Source organism: Vibrio sp. CUB2 (genome assembly GCF_001557945.1).
Taxonomy (GTDB): Bacteria; Pseudomonadota; Gammaproteobacteria; order Enterobacterales; family Vibrionaceae; genus Vibrio; species Vibrio owensii.
Map to the genome: position 1 here is coordinate 42326 of NZ_LNRB01000016.1, position 18407 is coordinate 60732.

Sequence of the window (18407 nt, forward strand, 5' to 3'; positions counted from 1 at the left end):
TTTGAAAATTCAACTAATTGCCGTCGGCACAAAAATGCCAAAATGGGTCGAAGAAGGTTTTCAAGAATACCGTCGTCGTTTCCCACACGATATGCCACTCGAGTTGGTTGAAATCCCTGCGGGCAAACGCGGCAAAAATGCAGACATCGCGCGTATCTTGCAAAAAGAAGGCGAAGCGATGTTGGCAGCCGTACCGAAAGGTGCGCGAATTGTCACCCTAGATATCCCGGGCAAAAAGTGGGACACACCACAACTGGCAGAGCAATTGGAAGCGTGGAAACTCGATGGACGTGACGTATCGATTCTGATCGGTGGCCCTGAAGGTTTAGCTCCAGCATGTAAAGCCGCTGCAGACCAAAGTTGGTCACTGTCAGCCCTGACGCTACCGCACCCACTTGTGCGTATCGTGATGGCGGAAAGTTTATACCGAGCGTGGAGCATTACTGCTAACCACCCTTACCACCGCGAATAATCGCTACTAAGCTGTAGAGACAAGCGTTAATGATTCGTAAACGCCGCAGTCAAATTCGAGATTACCAAGCAGAAGCGCGCCTATTTTCTAGTCGCGCTATTTTTGCTTTTCTGGGTATCATCATTTTGATGGGCTTGCTGGTCACCAACATGTACAACATTCAGGTGAACCAGTTCCAAGACTACCAAACCCGTTCTAACGACAACCGCATCAAAGTGGTGCCAATTGCACCTAACCGTGGTCTTATCTATGACCGCAACGGTATTTTGCTCGCTGAAAACCGCCCTGTCTTCAACCTGGAACTGACTCCAGAAAAAATCAAAGACATTGACGGTACGATCAAAGAGCTACAAACCATCCTTGAGATCACGCCAGAACAGGTCGAGCGTTTTCATCGTGAGCGCAAGCGTACTCGCCGCTTCAAATCGGTACCATTACTGACTCAATTAGATGAAAGCCAAGTGGCTATCTTCTCGGTAAATCAATACCGATTCCCCGGTGTAGAAATCAGCGCAACACTGAAACGCTATTATCCATTCAGTGAAGTTCTAACCCACGTTATCGGCTACGTATCGCGCATTAACGATCGCGATATGCAGCGTCTGATCCGTGAAGAGAAAGATGCCAACTACCAAGCGACTCGTGACATCGGTAAGTTAGGTATTGAAAAGTACTACGAGGATTTATTGCACGGAACTGCGGGCTACCAAGAAGTTGAAGTCAACAGTCGTGGCCGCGTGATCCGCACCTTAAAGTACGTGCCACCGATTCCCGGTAAAGACATCGTATTGAACCTTGATATCAACCTACAGCTCTACGTACACCAACTGCTTGATGGTCGACGTGGCAGTGCTGTCGTACTTGATCCAAGAGACAACGGCGTACTTGCGATGGTATCGAGCCCAAGTTACGACCCGAACGCGTTCGTTCACGGTATTTCTGGCAAAGCATACCGCGCTCTACTGAACGATAAGAATCGTCCATTGGTCAACCGAACGACACTAGGTATCTATCCACCCGCCTCAACCATCAAGCCATTTATGGCAGTGGCAGCGCTGGAAGAAGGGGTTATCACACCAAAAACAACGCGTAATGACCCGGGTTACTGGCGCATTCCAAATTCAGACACTCGTCCATTCCGTGACTGGTTACGTTGGGGCCATGGCCGCGTTGATATCATTAAATCGATTGAAGAGTCCGTAGATACCTTCTTCTACCAAGTGGCTTATGACATGGGCATCGACCGCATCTCGAATTGGATGATGATGTTTGGTTTTGGTGACTACACGGGCATCGATATTTACGAAGAAAGTAAGGCCAACATGCCGACTCGTGAATGGAAGATGGCTCGTCATAAAACGCCTTGGTACAAGGGTGACACGATTCCGGTTGGTATCGGTCAAGGTTACTGGACAGCAACGCCAATGCAGATTGCCAAAGCAACCTCAGTACTGGTCAACGAAGGGGCAGTGACCGCTCCTCACTTATTGAAAGCTACCATCGATAATGGTGGTGATTTCGAAGAGCAAGAAAATTCGGAATACGTCACCTACCCACCGATTCAAAATGTGCCAGACAAGTACTGGAATATGGCGAAAGAAGGCATGCGTTTAGTAAACCATGGTACGAAAGGCACCGCTCGTCGCTCTTTCTACAATATGGATTACCAAACCGCAGGTAAGTCTGGTACGGCTCAGGTCTTTGGCCTTGGTGAAGACGAAGAGTACAACGCCGATGAAGTCGCCGAACACCTACGCGACCACGCCTTGTTCACTGGCTTTGCCCCATTTGAAGACCCCGAAGTTGTGGTATCAGTTGTACTAGAAAACGCCGGTGGTGGTTCAAGTAACGGTGCGCCAGTCGCGAGAAAGATCTTCGACCGAGTGATTATCGGCCCTGAAAAAATAGAACCTGATGAAGAGCAAAACAACGCGAAAGAAGAGGTAACGCAGTAATGAAAATGGATCCCTCTACAGGTAAAAACCGCGCCCTGTTTGAACGCTTCCATATCGATTTGCCGTTATTGCTCGGCATCTTTGCATTGATGGGCTTTGGCCTAGTTATTATGTACAGCGCAAGTGGCCAAAGCTTGGCGATGATGGATCGCCAAGCTATGCGTATGGTGCTGTCTTTGGTTGTGATGATCGTTCTGGCGCAAATCTCGCCCAGAACCTATGAAAGCCTTGCCCCATTGATGTTTGTTGGTGGTGTGGTTCTGCTGTTTGGTGTGCTGTTTTTTGGGGAAGCCTCCAAAGGTGCTCAGCGCTGGCTGAACCTTGGCTTCGTTCGATTCCAACCTTCCGAACTTCTCAAACTCGCGGTGCCATTAATGGTCGCGCGTTACATCGGCCGCCAACCACTTCCGCCGACATTCAAAACACTCATCGTCGCGCTGATCATGGTGTGTTTACCGACCATTCTTATCGCAAAACAGCCCGATTTAGGTACGTCGATTCTGATTGCCGCTTCCGGTATTTTCGTTATCTTCTTGGCAGGTATCAGTTGGAAGATCATTGCGGGTGCTGCAATCGCACTCGGTGGTTTCATTCCTATTCTGTGGTTCTTCTTGATGCGCGAATACCAAAAAGTTCGCGTACGTACTCTGTTTAACCCAGAATCAGATCCACTTGGTGCGGGCTACCACATTATCCAAAGTAAAATCGCGATTGGCTCTGGTGGTATTTCCGGCAAAGGTTGGTTGCAAGGTACTCAATCACAACTGGAATTCCTTCCAGAGCGACACACTGACTTTATCTTTGCAGTAATTGCAGAAGAATGGGGTATGATTGGATTTCTTTGCCTACTAACCATCTATCTATTTATTATTGGCCGAGGTCTCTACCTCGCTAGCCAAGCGCAAACTGCGTTTGGTCGAATGATGGCAGGCAGTATTGTACTCAGCTTCTTTGTGTATATTTTTGTAAATATCGGCATGGTGAGTGGCATCCTACCTGTAGTAGGCGTACCTTTACCGTTGATCAGTTATGGTGGTACCTCGATGGTGACGCTTATGGCTGGTTTTGGCATTCTAATGTCGATCCATACGCATCGAAAAGCATTCTCTAAGGCAACCTAGACCATGCAAAAACGCGCTTTATATTCCTTAGTCTTCTCTGCTGTGATTTTGGCCGGCTGTTCGTCTACCGATCAAAAAACACAAGAAGGCCGTTATGAACTTGAATCCGACGTGGCTCCTGACAAACCACTTTCGGTCGAGCACATTGAGGATGCGCATCCTAAATATGAGCCGTACAGCTTAGGCGGTAACAGCGATTACAACCTACGCGGTTCGGATTACAAAATCGTTCGCGATGCGAAAGGCTTTACAGAAAAAGGCCGCGCCTCTTGGTACGGCAAGAAATTCCAAGGCCACTTAACATCGAACGGTGAAATCTACGACATGTATTCGATGACAGCGGCACACAAAACGCTGCCACTGCCAAGCTACGTGAAAGTAACTAATACCGACAATGGCAAATCAACCGTTGTACGTGTTAATGACCGTGGCCCTTTCCACGAAGGTCGCATCATTGATTTGAGCTACGCCGCGGCACATAAGCTAGATGTCGTAAAAACCGGTACTGCGAACGTAGAGATTGAAGTCATCACGGTAGACAAACCAACCGATGAAAAGTCACTCGCTGCGCACCCGAGATATGTCATCCAAGTTGCTTCTTCAAAATATGAAGATCGAGCGCGAACTTTAGGCCAAGAGCTTGGTCAAAAGCTGGATACGGAAACTTTCTTGGAATCAACGAAAGATACGTATCGCTTGTTGTTGGGTCCATATACTGACTATTCCCTGACGCAAGCCACTCTGGATAAAGTAAAGTTGCTCGGCTATTCGTCCGCATTTATTAAAAAACACAAAACTGGCAAATGACCTTGGTGTCATGATTTTCTATGCAGAGCCCCTCTTACATAAGTGGGGATTCTGGTAAGATGTCGACAGTTAACCAAAAAATTTGAATTACCATGAATAAAAATAAGTTTGTGAAATCTATTCTCGTTTCTTCGGTTGCCCTATCTGCAACCATCGCTCAATCTGCTTTTGCTTCACCAGTTGTTGTCCCAGATGCGCCTCAAATCGCAGCTAAAGGCTATGTCCTTATGGATTACAACTCAGGTAAAGTTCTGGCTGAGAAAGAGATGAACACAAAATTGTCTCCTGCTAGTCTGACAAAAATGATGACCAGCTACGTAATTGGCCAAGAGCTAGCGCGTGGTAATATTTCAGAAGACGATGATGTGACCATCAGTAAGAATGCTTGGGCGAAAAACTTCCCTGATTCTTCAAAAATGTTTATCGAAGTAGGCACAACGGTTAAGGTTCACGACCTAAACCGCGGCATCATCATCCAATCAGGTAACGATGCTTGTGTGGCAATGGCAGAACACATTGCTGGCTCAGAAGACGCATTCGTTGATCTAATGAACGCATGGGCAAACACACTAGGCATGAAGAACACGCACTTCGCGAACGTTCACGGTCTAGACAACCCGAACCTATACTCAACGCCTTACGATATGGCGCTGCTTGGTAAAGCACTGATCCGCGACGTGCCAGACGAGTACCGTATCTACTCTGATAAGAAGTTCACTTACAACGGCATCACTCAGTACAACCGTAACGGTCTACTGTGGGATAAGAGCATGAACGTTGACGGTATCAAAACGGGTCACACGAGCAATGCAGGTTACAGCCTAGTAAGTTCTGCAACAGAAGGTCAGATGCGTCTGGTTGCTGTTGTAATGGGTACAAAAGATGCGAACGCACGTAAATCAGAAAGCAAAAAGCTACTGAGCTACGGTTTCCGTTTCTTCGAAACAGTAGCACCACACAAAGCGGGTGAAACCTTCGTAGAAGAAAAAGTATGGATGGGTAACAAAGACACAGTAGCACTGGGTCTTGACCAAGATACTTACGTGACGCTACCTCGCGGCGAAGCGAAGAACCTAAAAGCAAGCTTCGTACTTGAAAAAGAGCTAGAAGCCCCAATTAAGAAAGGTGATGTAGTTGGTAAGCTATACTATCAGATTGATGGTGAAGATATTGCTGAGTACCCACTAATGGCACTGGAAACAGTAGACCAAGGCAGCCTATTTAGCCGCATGTGGGACTACATCGTATTGTTGTTTAAGAGCTTCTTCTAACAGTCGCTTCTGACCAACAAACAAGTCTGCAAAGCCGCCAACTAGGGCGGCTTTGTTAATCTTGAGTTCACCCTAATTTGACTGTACTATTTCGCACCGCAACGAATACCAACTGGAGTTACCGATATGCTAACCATCAACTCTGATGCAAAATTGAAAGACCTGCTTGAGTTCCCTTGTTCATTTACATACAAGGTAATGGGTCATGCAAAGCCTGAGCTTCCAGAGCTAGTTCTAGAAGTTATCCAGCGCCATGCTCCAGGTGACTACAGCCCAACAGTAAAACCAAGTGCTAAGGGCAACTACCACTCGGTGTCTATCAACATCACTGCAACGTCTATCGAGCAGGTTGAAACCCTTTATAAAGAACTGGGTGAAATCGACATCGTACGCATGGTTCTATAATTTTTTGATAAATTAAATTTTTTTTGAAAGCAGCTTCGGCTGCTTTCTTTTTATTTATCATATAGATAATGCAAACCAACATATCTTTCAGTTAAAAATCTGTTACTCAGCTGTAGAGCATCGGGTTCATCCGGTTTATAATCCAAAAACTTTATTTATTAGCGACAGGAATTCCCATGCAACACCAACTTGTTGTGAAACGACTTGGACGCCAAGATTATGAGCCTGTATGGAAGGCGATGCATGAGTTCACTGACCAACGCGCAGACGACACGCCTGATGAAGTTTGGTTGGTAGAGCACAACCCAGTATTCACACAGGGTCAGGCGGGTAAAGCCGAGCACCTGATTAATACGGGTGACATTCCTGTTGTTCAAAGCGATCGTGGTGGTCAGGTGACTTATCATGGCCCGGGTCAATTAGTCGCGTACTTCTTGATCAACCTACGTCGCAAGAAATTAGGAGTGCGAGATCTCGTTACGCACATCGAGAACCTCGTTATTAACACTCTTAAGGCATACAATATCGATTCTGCTGCGCGACCTGACGCTCCGGGCGTTTATGTCGACGGTAAAAAAATATGTTCTCTCGGACTTCGTATTCGAAAAGGATGCTCATTCCATGGTCTAGCGTTGAACGTCAATATGGACTTAGGTCCGTTTTTACGTATAAACCCATGTGGCTATGAAGGAATGGAGATGGTTCAGGTTAGCCAAGTTGGTGGGCCAGAAGACATCGAAGCCGTGGAAAAACAACTAATACAAGAACTCGTTACTTTGCTTGATTACGAGCAAGTAGAATTCAGCACAGAAGCACCTTCTCAAGGTAACAAAGCATGAGCAAACCAATCCAGATGGAAAAAGGCGTTAAATACCGCGACGCCGACAAGATGGCATTGATTCCCGTAAAGAACATGCCTACAGAGCAGAAAGAAGTGCTACGTAAGCCTGATTGGATGAAAATCAAGCTACCAGCAGACAGCCAACGTATTCAAGACATTAAATCGGCGATGCGTAAGAACAACCTTCACTCAGTATGTGAAGAAGCATCTTGCCCTAACCTAGCTGAATGTTTTAACCACGGTACGGCCACTTTCATGATCCTAGGCGCGATCTGTACTCGCCGCTGTCCATTCTGTGACGTTGCCCACGGTCGTCCGCTTGCTGTTGAAGCTGAAGAGCCGAAGAAACTAGCAAAAACCATCGCAGACATGAAACTGAAGTACGTAGTAATCACTTCTGTTGACCGTGATGATTTGCGTGACGGCGGTGCTGAGCACTTTGCTAACTGTAACCGCGAAATCCGCGAACTGAACCCGCACATCAAGATTGAAACGCTGGTTCCTGACTTCCGTGGTCGTATGGATGTGGCACTTGATCTAATGAAAGACAACCCGCCAGATGTCTTCAACCACAACCTAGAAACAGCACCTCGTCTGTACCGTAAAGCTCGCCCAGGCGCGAACTACAAGTGGTCACTTCAATTGCTGCAAAAATTCAAAGAGCAGCATCCAAATGTACCGACGAAATCAGGTCTAATGATGGGTCTTGGTGAAACCAAAGAAGAGATCGTTGAAGTACTGAAAGACCTTCGTGCACATGGCGTAACTATGTTGACTCTTGGTCAGTACCTAGCACCAAGCCGTCACCACTTACCAGTAGAACGTTACGTTCCACCTTCAGAGTTTGACGAGCTAAAAGAAATCGCACTAGAACTTGGCTTCACTCACGCAGCGTGTGGTCCATTTGTTCGCTCTTCTTACCATGCCGATATGCAGGCTCAAGGTATTGAGATTAAATAAGTACTCGCTTGTTTTGAAAAGAAAGGTTGGCTCAGTGCCAACCTTTTTTTGTCTCTGCTAAATATAAACCACTGTCGCTCGTATAACGAACCTATCTCCCCAAATCAAAAGCGCGTCATTCAGAGAACCTAAGCGATATCAGGAATCTGATTTCAGCGCACTCTAGACAACAGTGGCAATTAGAGATTCCCTATCCCGCTCGTACCTCGCTTGTAGGGAATGACGCAGTTGGCTCTGGAGTAAATTCAAAGTATCTTCAGAGTCTAATCATCACTTTCGTTTTCCACTCAAATACTCTCAAGCGTCCACATATAACAACTTGTCTCTCAGAAACCAAAGCTCGTCATTCCGAAGAGCCTAGGCGATATCAGGAATCTCATTTCAACGTACTCTCTAAGCTGATATTTCCATACGCTAGAAAAACAAAAAGGCCCTCGAATGAGGACCTTTCATCAATCAAATAATCAAACTGAATCGCAGAAATAGAACGAGTTCGCCTGAGTTATTTTCAAAAAAGCGAATTTACGCAGAGAACTATGCGTAAACTGGTAGACGCTTACAAATCTCTAGAACTTTCTGTTTTGTTGCTTCGATAACTTCTTCGTTGCCGATGTTATCTAGAACGTCACACATCCAGTTTGCTAGCTCTTTCGCGTCATCTTCAGTGAAGCCGCGACGAGTAATTGCTGGCGTACCAACACGGATACCAGACGTTACGAATGGGCTGCGTGGGTCGTTTGGAACAGAGTTCTTGTTTACTGTGATGTTTGCTGCACCTAGTGCTGCATCTGCATCTTTACCAGTGATGTCTTTGTCGATTAGGTCAACTAGGAACAGGTGGTTTTCAGTACCGTTAGAAACGATCTTGTAGCCACGCTCTTGGAATTGACCAACCATTGCTTTCGCGTTTTTCACTACGTTAGCTTGGTATGCTTTGAATTCAGGCTCCATCGCTTCTTTGAACGCTACAGCTTTACCAGCGATAACGTGCATTAGAGGACCACCTTGACCGCCAGGGAATACTGCTGAGTTCAGCTTCTTGTACAGCTCTTCACCTTCATTAGAAAGGATAAGACCGCCACGAGGACCCGCTAGCGTTTTGTGTGTAGTCGTTGTTACTACGTGAGCGTGTGGAACTGGTGTTGGGTACTCGCCTGCAGCGATTAGACCAGCAACGTGTGCCATGTCTACGAATAGGTAAGCGTCAACTTTGTCTGCGATTTCACGCATACGTTTCCAATCAACGATTTGTGAGTACGCAGAGAAACCACCGATGATCATCTTAGGCTTGTGCTCAAGCGCTAGCTGTTCCATCTCGTCGTAGTTGATTTGACCTGCTTCGTCGATACCGTAAGGAATAACGTTGTAGTGCTTACCAGAGAAGTTTACTGGTGAACCGTGAGTTAGGTGACCGCCGTGCGCTAGGCTCATACCTAGAACTGTGTCGCCTGGGTTTAGAAGCGCCATGTAAACTGCGCTGTTTGCTTGAGAACCTGAGTGAGGCTGTACGTTCGCGTACTCACAGCCGAATAGTTGGCATGCACGATCAATTGCTAGTGCTTCAGCTTTATCTACGTACTCACAACCGCCGTAGTAACGCTTGCCTGGGTAGCCTTCAGCGTATTTGTTCGTTAGCTGAGAACCTTGTGCTTCCATTACACGTGGACTTGTGTAGTTTTCAGAAGCGATAAGTTCAATGTGTTCTTCCTGGCGAAGTGTTTCTTCCTGGATAGCTGCGAACAGTTCCGCATCGTAATCTGCGATGTTCATATCACGCTTAAGCATCTGTATCTCCTGACTCAGATTAGTACTGAAAGTTGCAAAAAAACCGACGAATGACCTAACGCAAACGTTTTCATCACCATAATGGCGCGCATTCTACATAATTTGATCTAGGTCATAAAGAGAAATTTACAATTTTTCTCATGCAGTTTTTTCATGATGACAAGTAAGGATTATCATGGCGATGTTGCAATCGTTTAACCAAGATCCACTAACTGTCAAATTTGTGCTTTACACCCTGTAAAACAACAATTACATAGGTTTACCGCAAATTTTACCCTCTAGCTACCGAAAAGATCATCTTTTTACTACTATGCACGCCCTATTTATCATTAACGACTGCATATTAGATGGAAAAACACTCAAGAAAAGAAGACTGGATGGCAATTCTTACAGGTACCTTTTTGGTAGCTCAAGGCGTTTTCTTTCTCCAATCCGCAGACCTCTTAACTGGAGGCACAACAGGATTGGCTCTGCTTATTAGCCAATTTACACCTTTTACGTTTGGTGTGCTTTACTTTTTAGCCAACTGTCCATTTTACTTGCTCGCATGGAAACGCTTTGGCCGTCGTTTTGCGATTAATAGTGCAATTTCTGGCGCTTTGGTTTCTATCTTTGCGGATAATCTGTATTTACTGATTTCACTCGAGTCGATTAACGAGATTTACTGTGCCGTGGCAGGTGGCTTGCTTATGGGCTTAGGTATGCTGATCCTATTTCGTCACCGCTCAAGTCTGGGTGGCTTCAACGTATTGTGCTTATTCATTCAAGATAAGTTCGGTATCTCTGTAGGGAAATCTCAGATGGCGATTGATGCTTGTATCCTATTTGCGTCTTTCTTCTTCGTCACACCTTGGGTTATCGGTCTATCGATTCTTGGTGCATTCGCACTAAACCTAGTGCTTGCAATGAACCACAAGCCACACCGCTATTCTGTGAGCTACGGTTCATAACCTTTCTATAATAATTGGAGCGCAATTTATAAGATTTTGCGCTCCAATGCCTATATAATATCTCGCCATTTCCTAATCACTCATGATGGTATGCGCGACTTCCTACAACAAGCCAAACAAACCAACAGTCAGATTGTTATTGGCGAACTGATCTACAACCCAGAGACTCAAACGCTTCACAAGCAAGCGGTCGTTATCGATCTTGAGCCGCGTAGCATCGAGTTGTTAGAACTGTTGCTCACCAGTGTTGGCCACCCGCTGTCTGCAGAAACCATCATAGAGACCATTTGGCAAAGTAAGTTTATCTCAAAGAACGTACTTACCAATCGAATCAGTACACTTCGAGCCTTGCTACAAGAGCACTTACCAGAGCACGATGCCGCTAAGCTATTGGTGACCTACCCGCGTAAAGGCTACTTCCTCAACCCAGCGAACATTCAACTATTGCCACCAGCAAAGTCGAGCAAGCGCAAAGCCAAACTCGCCAATGAGAATAAAGCGCCCTCTTCACGCAAACTTGGGGTTGTTTATGGCTTATGTGCTTTATTCGCGCTGACCAGTATTGGACTGGGAGTGGCTCTCTGGCAACAACAAGGCATTTCCACTCAACAGACGCGTAACCAACTGCTGATCCCGAAAGTCGAGCTTCTCCTAAATCGAGTCGATGCGATAGGCACCGCTGCACGTGAGTATCGTACCGTAGTGAAAGCCATCTTGCTCCAGCAGCAAGTCGAATACCCTTATACTGATATTGCCAACCAAGATGCTCCGAGCTACTTTCTCGATCCAATCAACGAAACGCCTTATTTCCCCGGCGCACGCAACATGCAGACCAGTGATTATCAGCTCAATATCGAACTCAAAGACAGTCCGACAGAGGGCATGATAAAAGCGCAAATGAACCTGATTTACCCAGCGACAGGAAAATTAGCGTTTCGAAATCAGTACGTCCTACGAATCGACCACCTGCAATCAGACTTATTCCGCTTGCACAGCGACATTGCTCAGTACTTCAATCTGCCGGAACCTTCAAAAAGCACTTGGCACTTTACTGACACACACGAAAAGATGTTGCTCGACGAGCAGTTTTCCAACGCACCAATTGAGCACATGGACGAGTTCACTGCTATCACCATCGCTCGTCATCTTGCGTTGTACGAACAAGATAAAACCAAGCTAGAGGAATACCTCACTCAGGCTCAATCGGAATTTGATGTTCTCCCTGACGAACTGAGTTTGTGGCTTGGTATCTTGCACTACAAGTTAGGTAACCTCGATAAAGCCAAAGCGTTACTGACGACACCAGCTGGCGACTCACGAATTCAAAACGCCTTGGTGTACACCTTCGTTTCTCATATCGCTTACAAGCAGAATAAGCTCGACCAATTCCGTCTCAATTACATGGAATCTTTGGTGGCTCTGCTACGCGTCATGCCTTCTGAAGAATTATTCAGTCGCTTGTCACAACCAGAATCAAAAGAGACCTGTTTACAACCTTGGACAAAACTGCGTGTCAGCATTAAAGAGAAAGAAATTGTGATGCGTTGGAAGGCGCTAATCGAAGAATACTGCACGAATATCGACGCTGAAATTACTCCAGATAAAACAAAGACCTAAATATAAAATTAAGCTTTCATTAAACTCTGTTAGCTTTTGTTTTTTGCCCTTTTTCTGCCACAAGACTTAGCATGGCGACATTCAAATAACGGCTCGATTTATCAGCCTTCTAAAATTAGGAATGTAAACTCATGCTTAAAAAAATGACGCTTATCGCAGCAGCTACGATCGCACTTTACGGCTGTGGTGGCGGCTCTTCTTCTGGCTCTTCAAGCGGCAATAAAGGTCCACAAAACAGCTTTGATTACCCGATTTCAAACTCATCTTTTGCACCAGTATCAACTACAAAATTGCGCTATGACATTGCTTCTGATGAACAGCAAATCGGTACAGTGACGATGGACTTTGAGGCAATGAGCAGTCAGGAGCTTATTGATGCTTTGTCTAACATTCCACAATCGGCACCTGTGATTCAAATCATCCACGATCTGGTTAACAACGGTATCACTCAATTTTATCTGTCTGAGCAAGTTGAAGAGAATGGCGAAGACGATAAGTCGATCTACTTTACTGGCACCGATGGCGCACTACACGAAATCACCGATGCTTACCTTGTTAACCGTATCTCTATCGCAATGCTTATGGATAGCAGTCCAGTGTTTCGCGTGGAAGGTTCGACGGTTAAGGAGAAAGATCCGAACATTGATATTAGCGTAAACACCATCTCTATTGATTTATCGCTGAATGGTGAACAAGTAGCTAACCTTTTGAATGATTTTGAGGATCACGAATGGGTAGAAAAGCTGCCAGATAACGCAGATTGCAAAGCTTGGTGGAGCCAACAAATAACTGAGACAGGTGCGCGTAAAACCTTCTCTGTATCTGGTCAATCGATTGAAGCGGCATACCTAACCGAGAAGAACACCTATAACCTAAGATGTGATGGCATGGATTCTATGGAATTTGAAACATCAGCAGAGCGTTGGTTTAACCCTGCACTAGGCTTGATTGAGCAAGTTGAACTGTTGAAAGCCGAACAGACTCAAATCAGTGAAGAGAAAGCAACACTGAGCAAGATCGAGAAAGCATAAGCCGCAATCTTATCGCATAGAAAAAGGCTTTGGGGAGCACTCCAAAGCCTTTTGTTTAGGATCTAAATCCTTAGGGGTACTTTTTATTTGCCTTAAGATTCAATCAGCAAGATGCGCGTTTCGTAAGGACGCAGAACTTGGTGATTGGAAGCAATCGCGCTGGTCGCATTCTGATAGTTGGAAAGCAGATTCTTGGCTTTACTCATGTCAAAGCGCTCTGGTAACACACACTCCACTTCTTCGCCGTAGTAGTTGTTAATACACAGCAGCGTTTGCTTATCGTTCTGACGAGCATAAGCAAAAATACGTTTGTGCTCTGGCAACAAGTCCTCGTAACGACCATCAGTGATCACTTGAACCTGTTTACGCAGTTCAATCAGACGCTTGTAGAAGTAGAACACCGAGTTCAAATCGGCAATTGCGGCTTCCGCGTTGATCTCTGAATAGTTCTGAGCCACTTCTAACCACGGCGTGCCTTCAGTAAAGCCCGCATGTTTCGCGCTGTTCCATTGCATTGGCGTACGTGAGTTATCACGCGACTTCTGTGCCAAAATCGCCATCATATCGTCGTGAGATACGCCATCGCGATTGACCATAATGTCGTACATGTTCGTGCTTTCAACATCACGATATTGGCTGATTTCGGTGTAACCCGGGTTGGTCATGCCGATCTCTTCACCTTGATAAACATAAGGCGTGCCTTGCATCATGTGTACCGATGCCGCAAGCATTTTGGCAGATTCAACACGGTATTGTTCGTCGTTACCTAATCGGCTCACAACGCGTGGTTGGTCGTGGTTACACCAAAACAGCGCCCCCCACCCTTTGCCATTTAAGCCGGTTTGCCAGTGGTTGAAGATCTGTTTCAGTTGGATGAAATCAAACGGCGCTTTCGTCCATTTATTACCATTCGGGTAATCGACTTTCAGGTGGTGGAAATTGAACACCATCGACAGCTCTTTGCCATCTTGCGCTGAGTATTGCTGACAATGCTCTAGTGTAGTGGAGGACATTTCACCCACCGTCACGCTTCCATATTTTTGGAACACAGCTTCGCTGATCTCTTGAAGGTATTCGTGCACACGTGGACCGTCGGTGTAGAAACGGCGACCATCACCAATATCGTCACTTGGGAAATCTTGCTGCTTGGAAATCAGGTTGATGACATCCAGACGGAAACCATCGACACCTTTTTCTGCCCAGAAGCTGATGACTTCTCTCACTTCTTCACGCACTACCGGATTTTCCCAGTTTAGGTCCGCTTGCTCTTTAGCAAAAAGGTGCAAATAGTACTGACCCGTTTTTTCATCCAGCGCCCAAGCGTTGCCACCAAACTTAGATTGCCAGTTGTTTGGCTCTGCACCATCTACCGGATCTTTCCAGATGTAGTAATCACGGTACGGGCTGTTTTTATCACCCAGTGCTGATTGGAACCACTTGTGTTCTGTCGAAGTATGGTTGACCACGATATCCATGATGATTCGAATACCCAGTTGGTGAGCCTCCGCCAACAGGGTATCGAAATCTTGCATGGTGCCGAAATCTGGGTTGATCGCGTAGTAATCGGAAATGTCATAACCGTTGTCGATCATTGGCGATTGATAAACCGGCGTCAGCCAAATCGCATCCACACCAAGGTGTTTTAGATAATCCAGTTTAGAAATGATCCCTTTAATATCGCCCGTGCCTTTACTTCCACTGTCACAAAAGCTTTTTGGGTAAATTTGGTAGATGGTTGCGGTTTTCCACCAGCTCTCATCATGCTTGGTCATTGCCATTTCTAACGCTCACTTACCATTAAACGGAAACTTAAAAATCTTAAAAATTAGAGGAGATAAACGAGGCAGCCAAATCGCTGCCTCAGTTTGAATTACGTGTTAGCGGTTTCTAACTCGCCTTTCATCTGTGCACGCTTATACAACAGAAGCGTCAACGCTACTGGGACCACAATCGCTACCAACATCGCCAAAGCAAAGACACCCCAGAACTGCGGTTGGATAGACAAGATGCCCGGCAAACCGCCCACACCGATACCGTTCGCCATCACACCTGCGCTGCCACAGATAGCGGCGGCAATCGCACTGCCGATCATCGCGCTCAACATTGGGAATTTGTATTTCAAGTTGATGCCATACATCGCTGGCTCAGTCACACCAAGGTAAGCTGAGATAGCCGCAGGTACTGAGATATCACGCTCGCCATGTTTTTTACTGATGATAATGATGCCAACTACCGCAGACGCTTGAGCAATGTTTGAAAGCGCAATCAGAGGCCAAATTGGCGTGCCGCCCAGCTCTTGCATCAGTTGAAGGTCAACCGCGTTGGTGGTGTGATGAATACCGGTAATTACCAATGGCGCGTATAGGAAGCCGAAGATGGTAGAGCCAATCATTGCGAAGTCACCCGTCATGGCTGCTTTTGCTGCGAATGCAACGCCGTCACCCAGCATACGACCGAATGGACCAATGATAGAGTGCGCAAGAATCACAGACACGATGATAGAGACAAACGGCACAACCACTAGGTAAAGGTAAGACGGAATGATGCGTTTTAAGTTGGTTTCAATAAACGCCAGTGCCATACCAGCGAGCATTGCCGGAATCACTTGTGCTTGGTAGCCCACTTTCTCGATGGCGAATAAGCCAAAGTCCCATACTTCAGGCACTTGCTTACCAATTAGATAGGCGTTCATTAACTGTGGCGAAACCAGCGTGACACCCAATGTGATACCCAGAATTGGAGTACCACCGAGTTTTTTCACTGTCGACCAACACACGCCAACCGGTAGGAAGAAGAAGATCGCCTCACCAATTAGCCATAAGAAAGAGTGTACCGTAGCCCAAAACTGGCTGATTTCCGTTAGCGTTTGACCATCAAACATCTTGATGTCGCCAATCACGTTACGGAAGCCAAGAATCAGACCACCGGTGATGATCGCAGGTAGCAGTGGTACAAAGATTTCAGCAAGGTGGGAAATACCACGCTCAACGATGTTCATGTTTTGACGAGCAGCGTTCTTAGATTCATCTTTGCTCGATTCACTTTTGCCGCTTAGCTCGATCAGTACTTTGTAAACTTCATCAACTTCAGTGCCGATGACGACCTGAAATTGACCTGCGTTGGTAAAGCAGCCCTTCACCATAGGCAGTGCATCTAACTGTTTTGTATCGGCTTTGTCAGTGTCATTCAACACGAAACGCAAGCGAGTTAAGCAGTGGCTTACACTGGCAATATTGTCCGATCCCCCGACCAGCTCAATAAGACGCAGTACATCTTGACGCGCAATCTTACTCATAACTTTGTCCACCCTGTATTGGATACATTCAATTCATCGTTTTATTTTTATAATGGGAACATTCCCATTTGATGATTTAAATAGTGCCATTTCGCATTCAAAAACAAAATGGGAACAGTCCCATTAATTGAGAATGATCACAGTATAATTTTAGAGCAGATCATCGAAAGGTGGATTAATGACGGATAGGCTGCTGGGTAAAATGCACCACAGACTCATCACCATTTAATTGATTAATCAGCATGTTAGCGGCCTTTTCACCAGCATGAGAGTAGCCAGGATCCACGCTGAAGACATTAGGGAAGAGAAAAGAAAGCAATTCGTTACCACCGACACCGGTAACCACCACATCCTCACGTCCCACTTCTTGCAGACGTTTAATTACACCGAGAGCGATAGTGTCACTGGCACAAGCGATGGCTTGCGTATCGGATTGAAGGACTTGATCCACCAGCTGATAAGCACTTTCGTGGTTGAGCTTGCCGGTTTGGAAGCAAGGTTCGATGCGCTTTTGCTCACACCAAGTTTGGTAAGCGTTGAGGCGAGCAAGACCCGTGGTGCGGTCTTCTGGATCAACACCAATGTAGGCAATACGAGAAATAGATTGTTGTTCCAGATGAGAGAGCGCCATATCGATAACGCCTTGGTTGTCGTAGTTGATCGAGGAAACCATTTGCGTGTCCATCGCGATCACGACAATGCGATTGCCCCACTCCGCCAAAGCTTGCTCATCACATCCAGTAAAGCCAAACACGATCACCCCATCGACATTGCGACGTTTAAGCACATCCAAATGCTCATTGGTTTTATCGCGATCGAATTGGCTCTCCATGATCACCACGTCATACCCTGCTGAGTACAAAGCGTTGAGCATGGTCCCAACAGCGCGGTTTTCCGATGGTGAATCCAAACGAGAGATGATTACACCGATCACTTTCTGGCTGCCACCACGCATCGACTGCGCCGACTTTGATGGGACGTAGCCTGATTCACGAATGATTTGCTCTACCTTCTCACGCGTTTGCGGTTTTACCTTGGGATCATTGGTAAGCACACGACTAACCGTCGATTTGCCCACGCCAGCCAATTTCGCGATATCAAGAATGGTGAGTTTTTTGCTCATAAGTGTTCAGACTAAAAGAAGGAATCAAACAAAAGGGAAGCAGCGGCTTCCCTTATCTCAGTCAGTAATGAAGATTACTTGTTTAGGTACGCAGGCACGTCTGCAATGCTATCTAATACTACCGTTGCAATCGCTTCGCCTTGTTCTGTTACTGGCTTACCAGTGCGAACCAAAATCTTAGTGCCAACGCCTGCCGCTTCTGCTGCCATCATGTCTTCGGCTTTGTCACCGATCATCACAGATTTCTCCATGTCGATCTTCAAGAAGTCACGTGCAGAAATGAACATGCCTGGTTTTGGCTTACGGCACTCACAATCTTGCTTGTACTCACCAATGCCATGTTCAGGATGATGTGGACAGTAGTAGATGCCATCGAACTCAACGCCATTATCAGCGAAGTTCCAGTCCATCCACTGAGTCAGAGATAAGAAACGGTCTTCGCTGAATTTACCACGTGCAATGCCAGATTGATTGGTCACAAGCACCAACAGGTAGCCTTTATCTTTCAGCGCTTTTGTCGCTTCAAAGACACCGTCAATGTACTCAAAATCATGTTCGTCATGAACGTAGCCGTGGTCAACGTTGATCACGCCGTCACGATCGATAAAAACAGCAGGTTTTGCCAAAACGTATTTCTCTATTTACTCGGTTTCATCAGATTATTACATACCTTATAAGCACTCACACTATCTAATTGGCGTGAGTGGGCGACAAAACAGTTGATTTGTCGCCCGAGAATCGGTAAATCTTGAATATCCCTCTTTTATATTCCTT

General features: G+C 46.1%; 16 protein-coding genes. 11 read left to right on the forward strand and 5 right to left on the reverse strand.

Translation table 11 applies throughout. From position 1 onward, the window contains the following. Window position 1: 1 nt before the first annotated feature. The 8 genes from rlmH (at window position 2) to lipA (ending at window position 7832) form a co-directional block, all read left to right on the forward strand. Window positions 2-472, forward strand: coding sequence for a 23S rRNA (pseudouridine(1915)-N(3))-methyltransferase RlmH (rlmH, locus tag ATB78_RS21495; protein ID WP_005447517.1), 471 nt, complete (start codon window positions 2-4; stop codon window positions 470-472). A gap of 29 nt (window positions 473-501) precedes the next feature. Then, window positions 502-2427, forward strand: a complete 1926-nt coding sequence (gene mrdA, locus ATB78_RS21500; RefSeq protein WP_061010433.1) for a penicillin-binding protein 2 — start codon at window positions 502-504, stop codon at window positions 2425-2427. Further along, window positions 2427-3548, forward strand: coding sequence for a rod shape-determining protein RodA (rodA, locus tag ATB78_RS21505; protein WP_020196475.1), 1122 nt, complete (start codon window positions 2427-2429; stop codon window positions 3546-3548). The genes mrdA and rodA overlap by 1 nt, the downstream gene beginning before the upstream one ends. Before the next feature lie 3 nt (window positions 3549-3551). After that, window positions 3552-4355: a septal ring lytic transglycosylase RlpA family protein gene (locus tag ATB78_RS21510; RefSeq protein ID WP_005438578.1), complete on the forward strand. Its 804-nt coding sequence runs from the start codon at window positions 3552-3554 to the stop codon at window positions 4353-4355. A 92-nt stretch (window positions 4356-4447) separates the two neighbouring features. Next, window positions 4448-5626 carry a serine hydrolase gene (locus ATB78_RS21515; RefSeq protein ID WP_005438576.1) on the forward strand — a complete coding sequence of 393 codons (1179 nt, stop codon included), beginning with the start codon at window positions 4448-4450 and terminating at the stop codon, window positions 5624-5626. A gap of 126 nt (window positions 5627-5752) precedes the next feature. Further along, complete coding sequence (ybeD, locus tag ATB78_RS21520; protein WP_005384135.1) at window positions 5753-6031, forward strand: DUF493 family protein YbeD; 279 nt, start codon at window positions 5753-5755, stop codon at window positions 6029-6031. A 176-nt stretch (window positions 6032-6207) separates the two neighbouring features. Beyond that, window positions 6208-6870, forward strand: coding sequence for a lipoyl(octanoyl) transferase LipB (gene lipB, locus ATB78_RS21525; RefSeq protein WP_061010435.1), 663 nt, complete (start codon window positions 6208-6210; stop codon window positions 6868-6870). Further along, window positions 6867-7832, forward strand: a complete 966-nt coding sequence (gene lipA, locus ATB78_RS21530) for a lipoyl synthase (RefSeq protein WP_005438574.1) — start codon at window positions 6867-6869, stop codon at window positions 7830-7832. The genes lipB and lipA overlap by 4 nt, the downstream gene beginning before the upstream one ends. Before the next feature lie 534 nt (window positions 7833-8366). Here lipA and glyA read toward each other — a convergent pair. Further along, window positions 8367-9617 carry a serine hydroxymethyltransferase gene (gene glyA / locus ATB78_RS21535; RefSeq protein WP_005440106.1) on the reverse strand — a complete coding sequence of 417 codons (1251 nt, stop codon included), beginning with the start codon at window positions 9615-9617 and terminating at the stop codon, window positions 8367-8369. A 347-nt stretch (window positions 9618-9964) separates the two neighbouring features. On the opposite strand from glyA, the gene ATB78_RS21540 reads away from it, so the two are divergent. The 3 genes from ATB78_RS21540 to ATB78_RS21550 all read left to right on the forward strand — a co-directional run bounded on the left by ATB78_RS21540 (window position 9965) and on the right by ATB78_RS21550 (window position 13215). Further along, the gene (locus tag ATB78_RS21540) at window positions 9965-10567 is read left to right on the forward strand and encodes a YitT family protein (RefSeq protein WP_009705643.1); all 603 of its coding nucleotides are present in this window, start codon (window positions 9965-9967) and stop codon (window positions 10565-10567) included. A gap of 90 nt (window positions 10568-10657) precedes the next feature. After that, window positions 10658-12184: a winged helix-turn-helix domain-containing protein gene (locus ATB78_RS21545; RefSeq protein WP_061010437.1), complete on the forward strand. Its 1527-nt coding sequence runs from the start codon at window positions 10658-10660 to the stop codon at window positions 12182-12184. A gap of 131 nt (window positions 12185-12315) precedes the next feature. After that, a complete protein-coding gene (locus ATB78_RS21550) occupies window positions 12316-13215 on the forward strand; it encodes a hypothetical protein (protein ID WP_061010438.1) in 900 nt (299 codons plus the stop codon). Between the two features lie 92 nt (window positions 13216-13307). Here the strand turns inward: ATB78_RS21550 and treC are convergent, their stop codons facing one another. The 4 genes from treC to gmhB all read right to left on the reverse strand — a co-directional run bounded on the left by treC (window position 13308) and on the right by gmhB (window position 18259). Next, complete coding sequence (gene treC / locus ATB78_RS21555; RefSeq protein ID WP_061010440.1) at window positions 13308-14993, reverse strand: alpha,alpha-phosphotrehalase; 1686 nt, start codon at window positions 14991-14993, stop codon at window positions 13308-13310. Between the two features lie 92 nt (window positions 14994-15085). Then, on the reverse strand, window positions 15086-16510 hold the full coding sequence (treB, locus tag ATB78_RS21560) for a PTS trehalose transporter subunit IIBC (RefSeq protein WP_061010442.1): 1425 nt from the start codon (window positions 16508-16510) through the stop codon (window positions 15086-15088). Window positions 16511-16685: 175 nt separating this feature from the next. Continuing rightward, complete coding sequence (gene treR, locus ATB78_RS21565) at window positions 16686-17633, reverse strand: trehalose operon repressor TreR (RefSeq protein WP_061010444.1); 948 nt, start codon at window positions 17631-17633, stop codon at window positions 16686-16688. 74 nt (window positions 17634-17707) lie between these two features. After that, the gene (gmhB, locus tag ATB78_RS21570; protein ID WP_005381961.1) at window positions 17708-18259 is read right to left on the reverse strand and encodes a D-glycero-beta-D-manno-heptose 1,7-bisphosphate 7-phosphatase; all 552 of its coding nucleotides are present in this window, start codon (window positions 18257-18259) and stop codon (window positions 17708-17710) included. Window positions 18260-18407: the final 148 nt, after the last annotated feature.

Coding starts and splice junctions, on each gene's coding strand:
- mrdA (WP_061010433.1), top strand. CDS start 502: ATGATTCGTAAACGCCGCAGTCAAATTCGAGATTACCAAGCAGAAGCG.
- rodA (WP_020196475.1), top strand. CDS start 2,427: ATGAAAATGGATCCCTCTACAGGTAAAAACCGCGCCCTGTTTGAACGC.
- ATB78_RS21510 (WP_005438578.1), top strand. CDS start 3,552: ATGCAAAAACGCGCTTTATATTCCTTAGTCTTCTCTGCTGTGATTTTG.
- ATB78_RS21515 (WP_005438576.1), top strand. CDS start 4,448: ATGAATAAAAATAAGTTTGTGAAATCTATTCTCGTTTCTTCGGTTGCC.
- ybeD (WP_005384135.1), top strand. CDS start 5,753: ATGCTAACCATCAACTCTGATGCAAAATTGAAAGACCTGCTTGAGTTC.
- lipB (WP_061010435.1), top strand. CDS start 6,208: ATGCAACACCAACTTGTTGTGAAACGACTTGGACGCCAAGATTATGAG.
- lipA (WP_005438574.1), top strand. CDS start 6,867: ATGAGCAAACCAATCCAGATGGAAAAAGGCGTTAAATACCGCGACGCC.
- glyA (WP_005440106.1), bottom strand. CDS start 9,617: ATGCTTAAGCGTGATATGAACATCGCAGATTACGATGCGGAACTGTTC.
- ATB78_RS21540 (WP_009705643.1), top strand. CDS start 9,965: ATGGAAAAACACTCAAGAAAAGAAGACTGGATGGCAATTCTTACAGGT.
- ATB78_RS21545 (WP_061010437.1), top strand. CDS start 10,658: ATGCGCGACTTCCTACAACAAGCCAAACAAACCAACAGTCAGATTGTT.
- ATB78_RS21550 (WP_061010438.1), top strand. CDS start 12,316: ATGCTTAAAAAAATGACGCTTATCGCAGCAGCTACGATCGCACTTTAC.
- treC (WP_061010440.1), bottom strand. CDS start 14,993: ATGGCAATGACCAAGCATGATGAGAGCTGGTGGAAAACCGCAACCATC.
- treB (WP_061010442.1), bottom strand. CDS start 16,510: ATGAGTAAGATTGCGCGTCAAGATGTACTGCGTCTTATTGAGCTGGTC.
- treR (WP_061010444.1), bottom strand. CDS start 17,633: ATGAGCAAAAAACTCACCATTCTTGATATCGCGAAATTGGCTGGCGTG.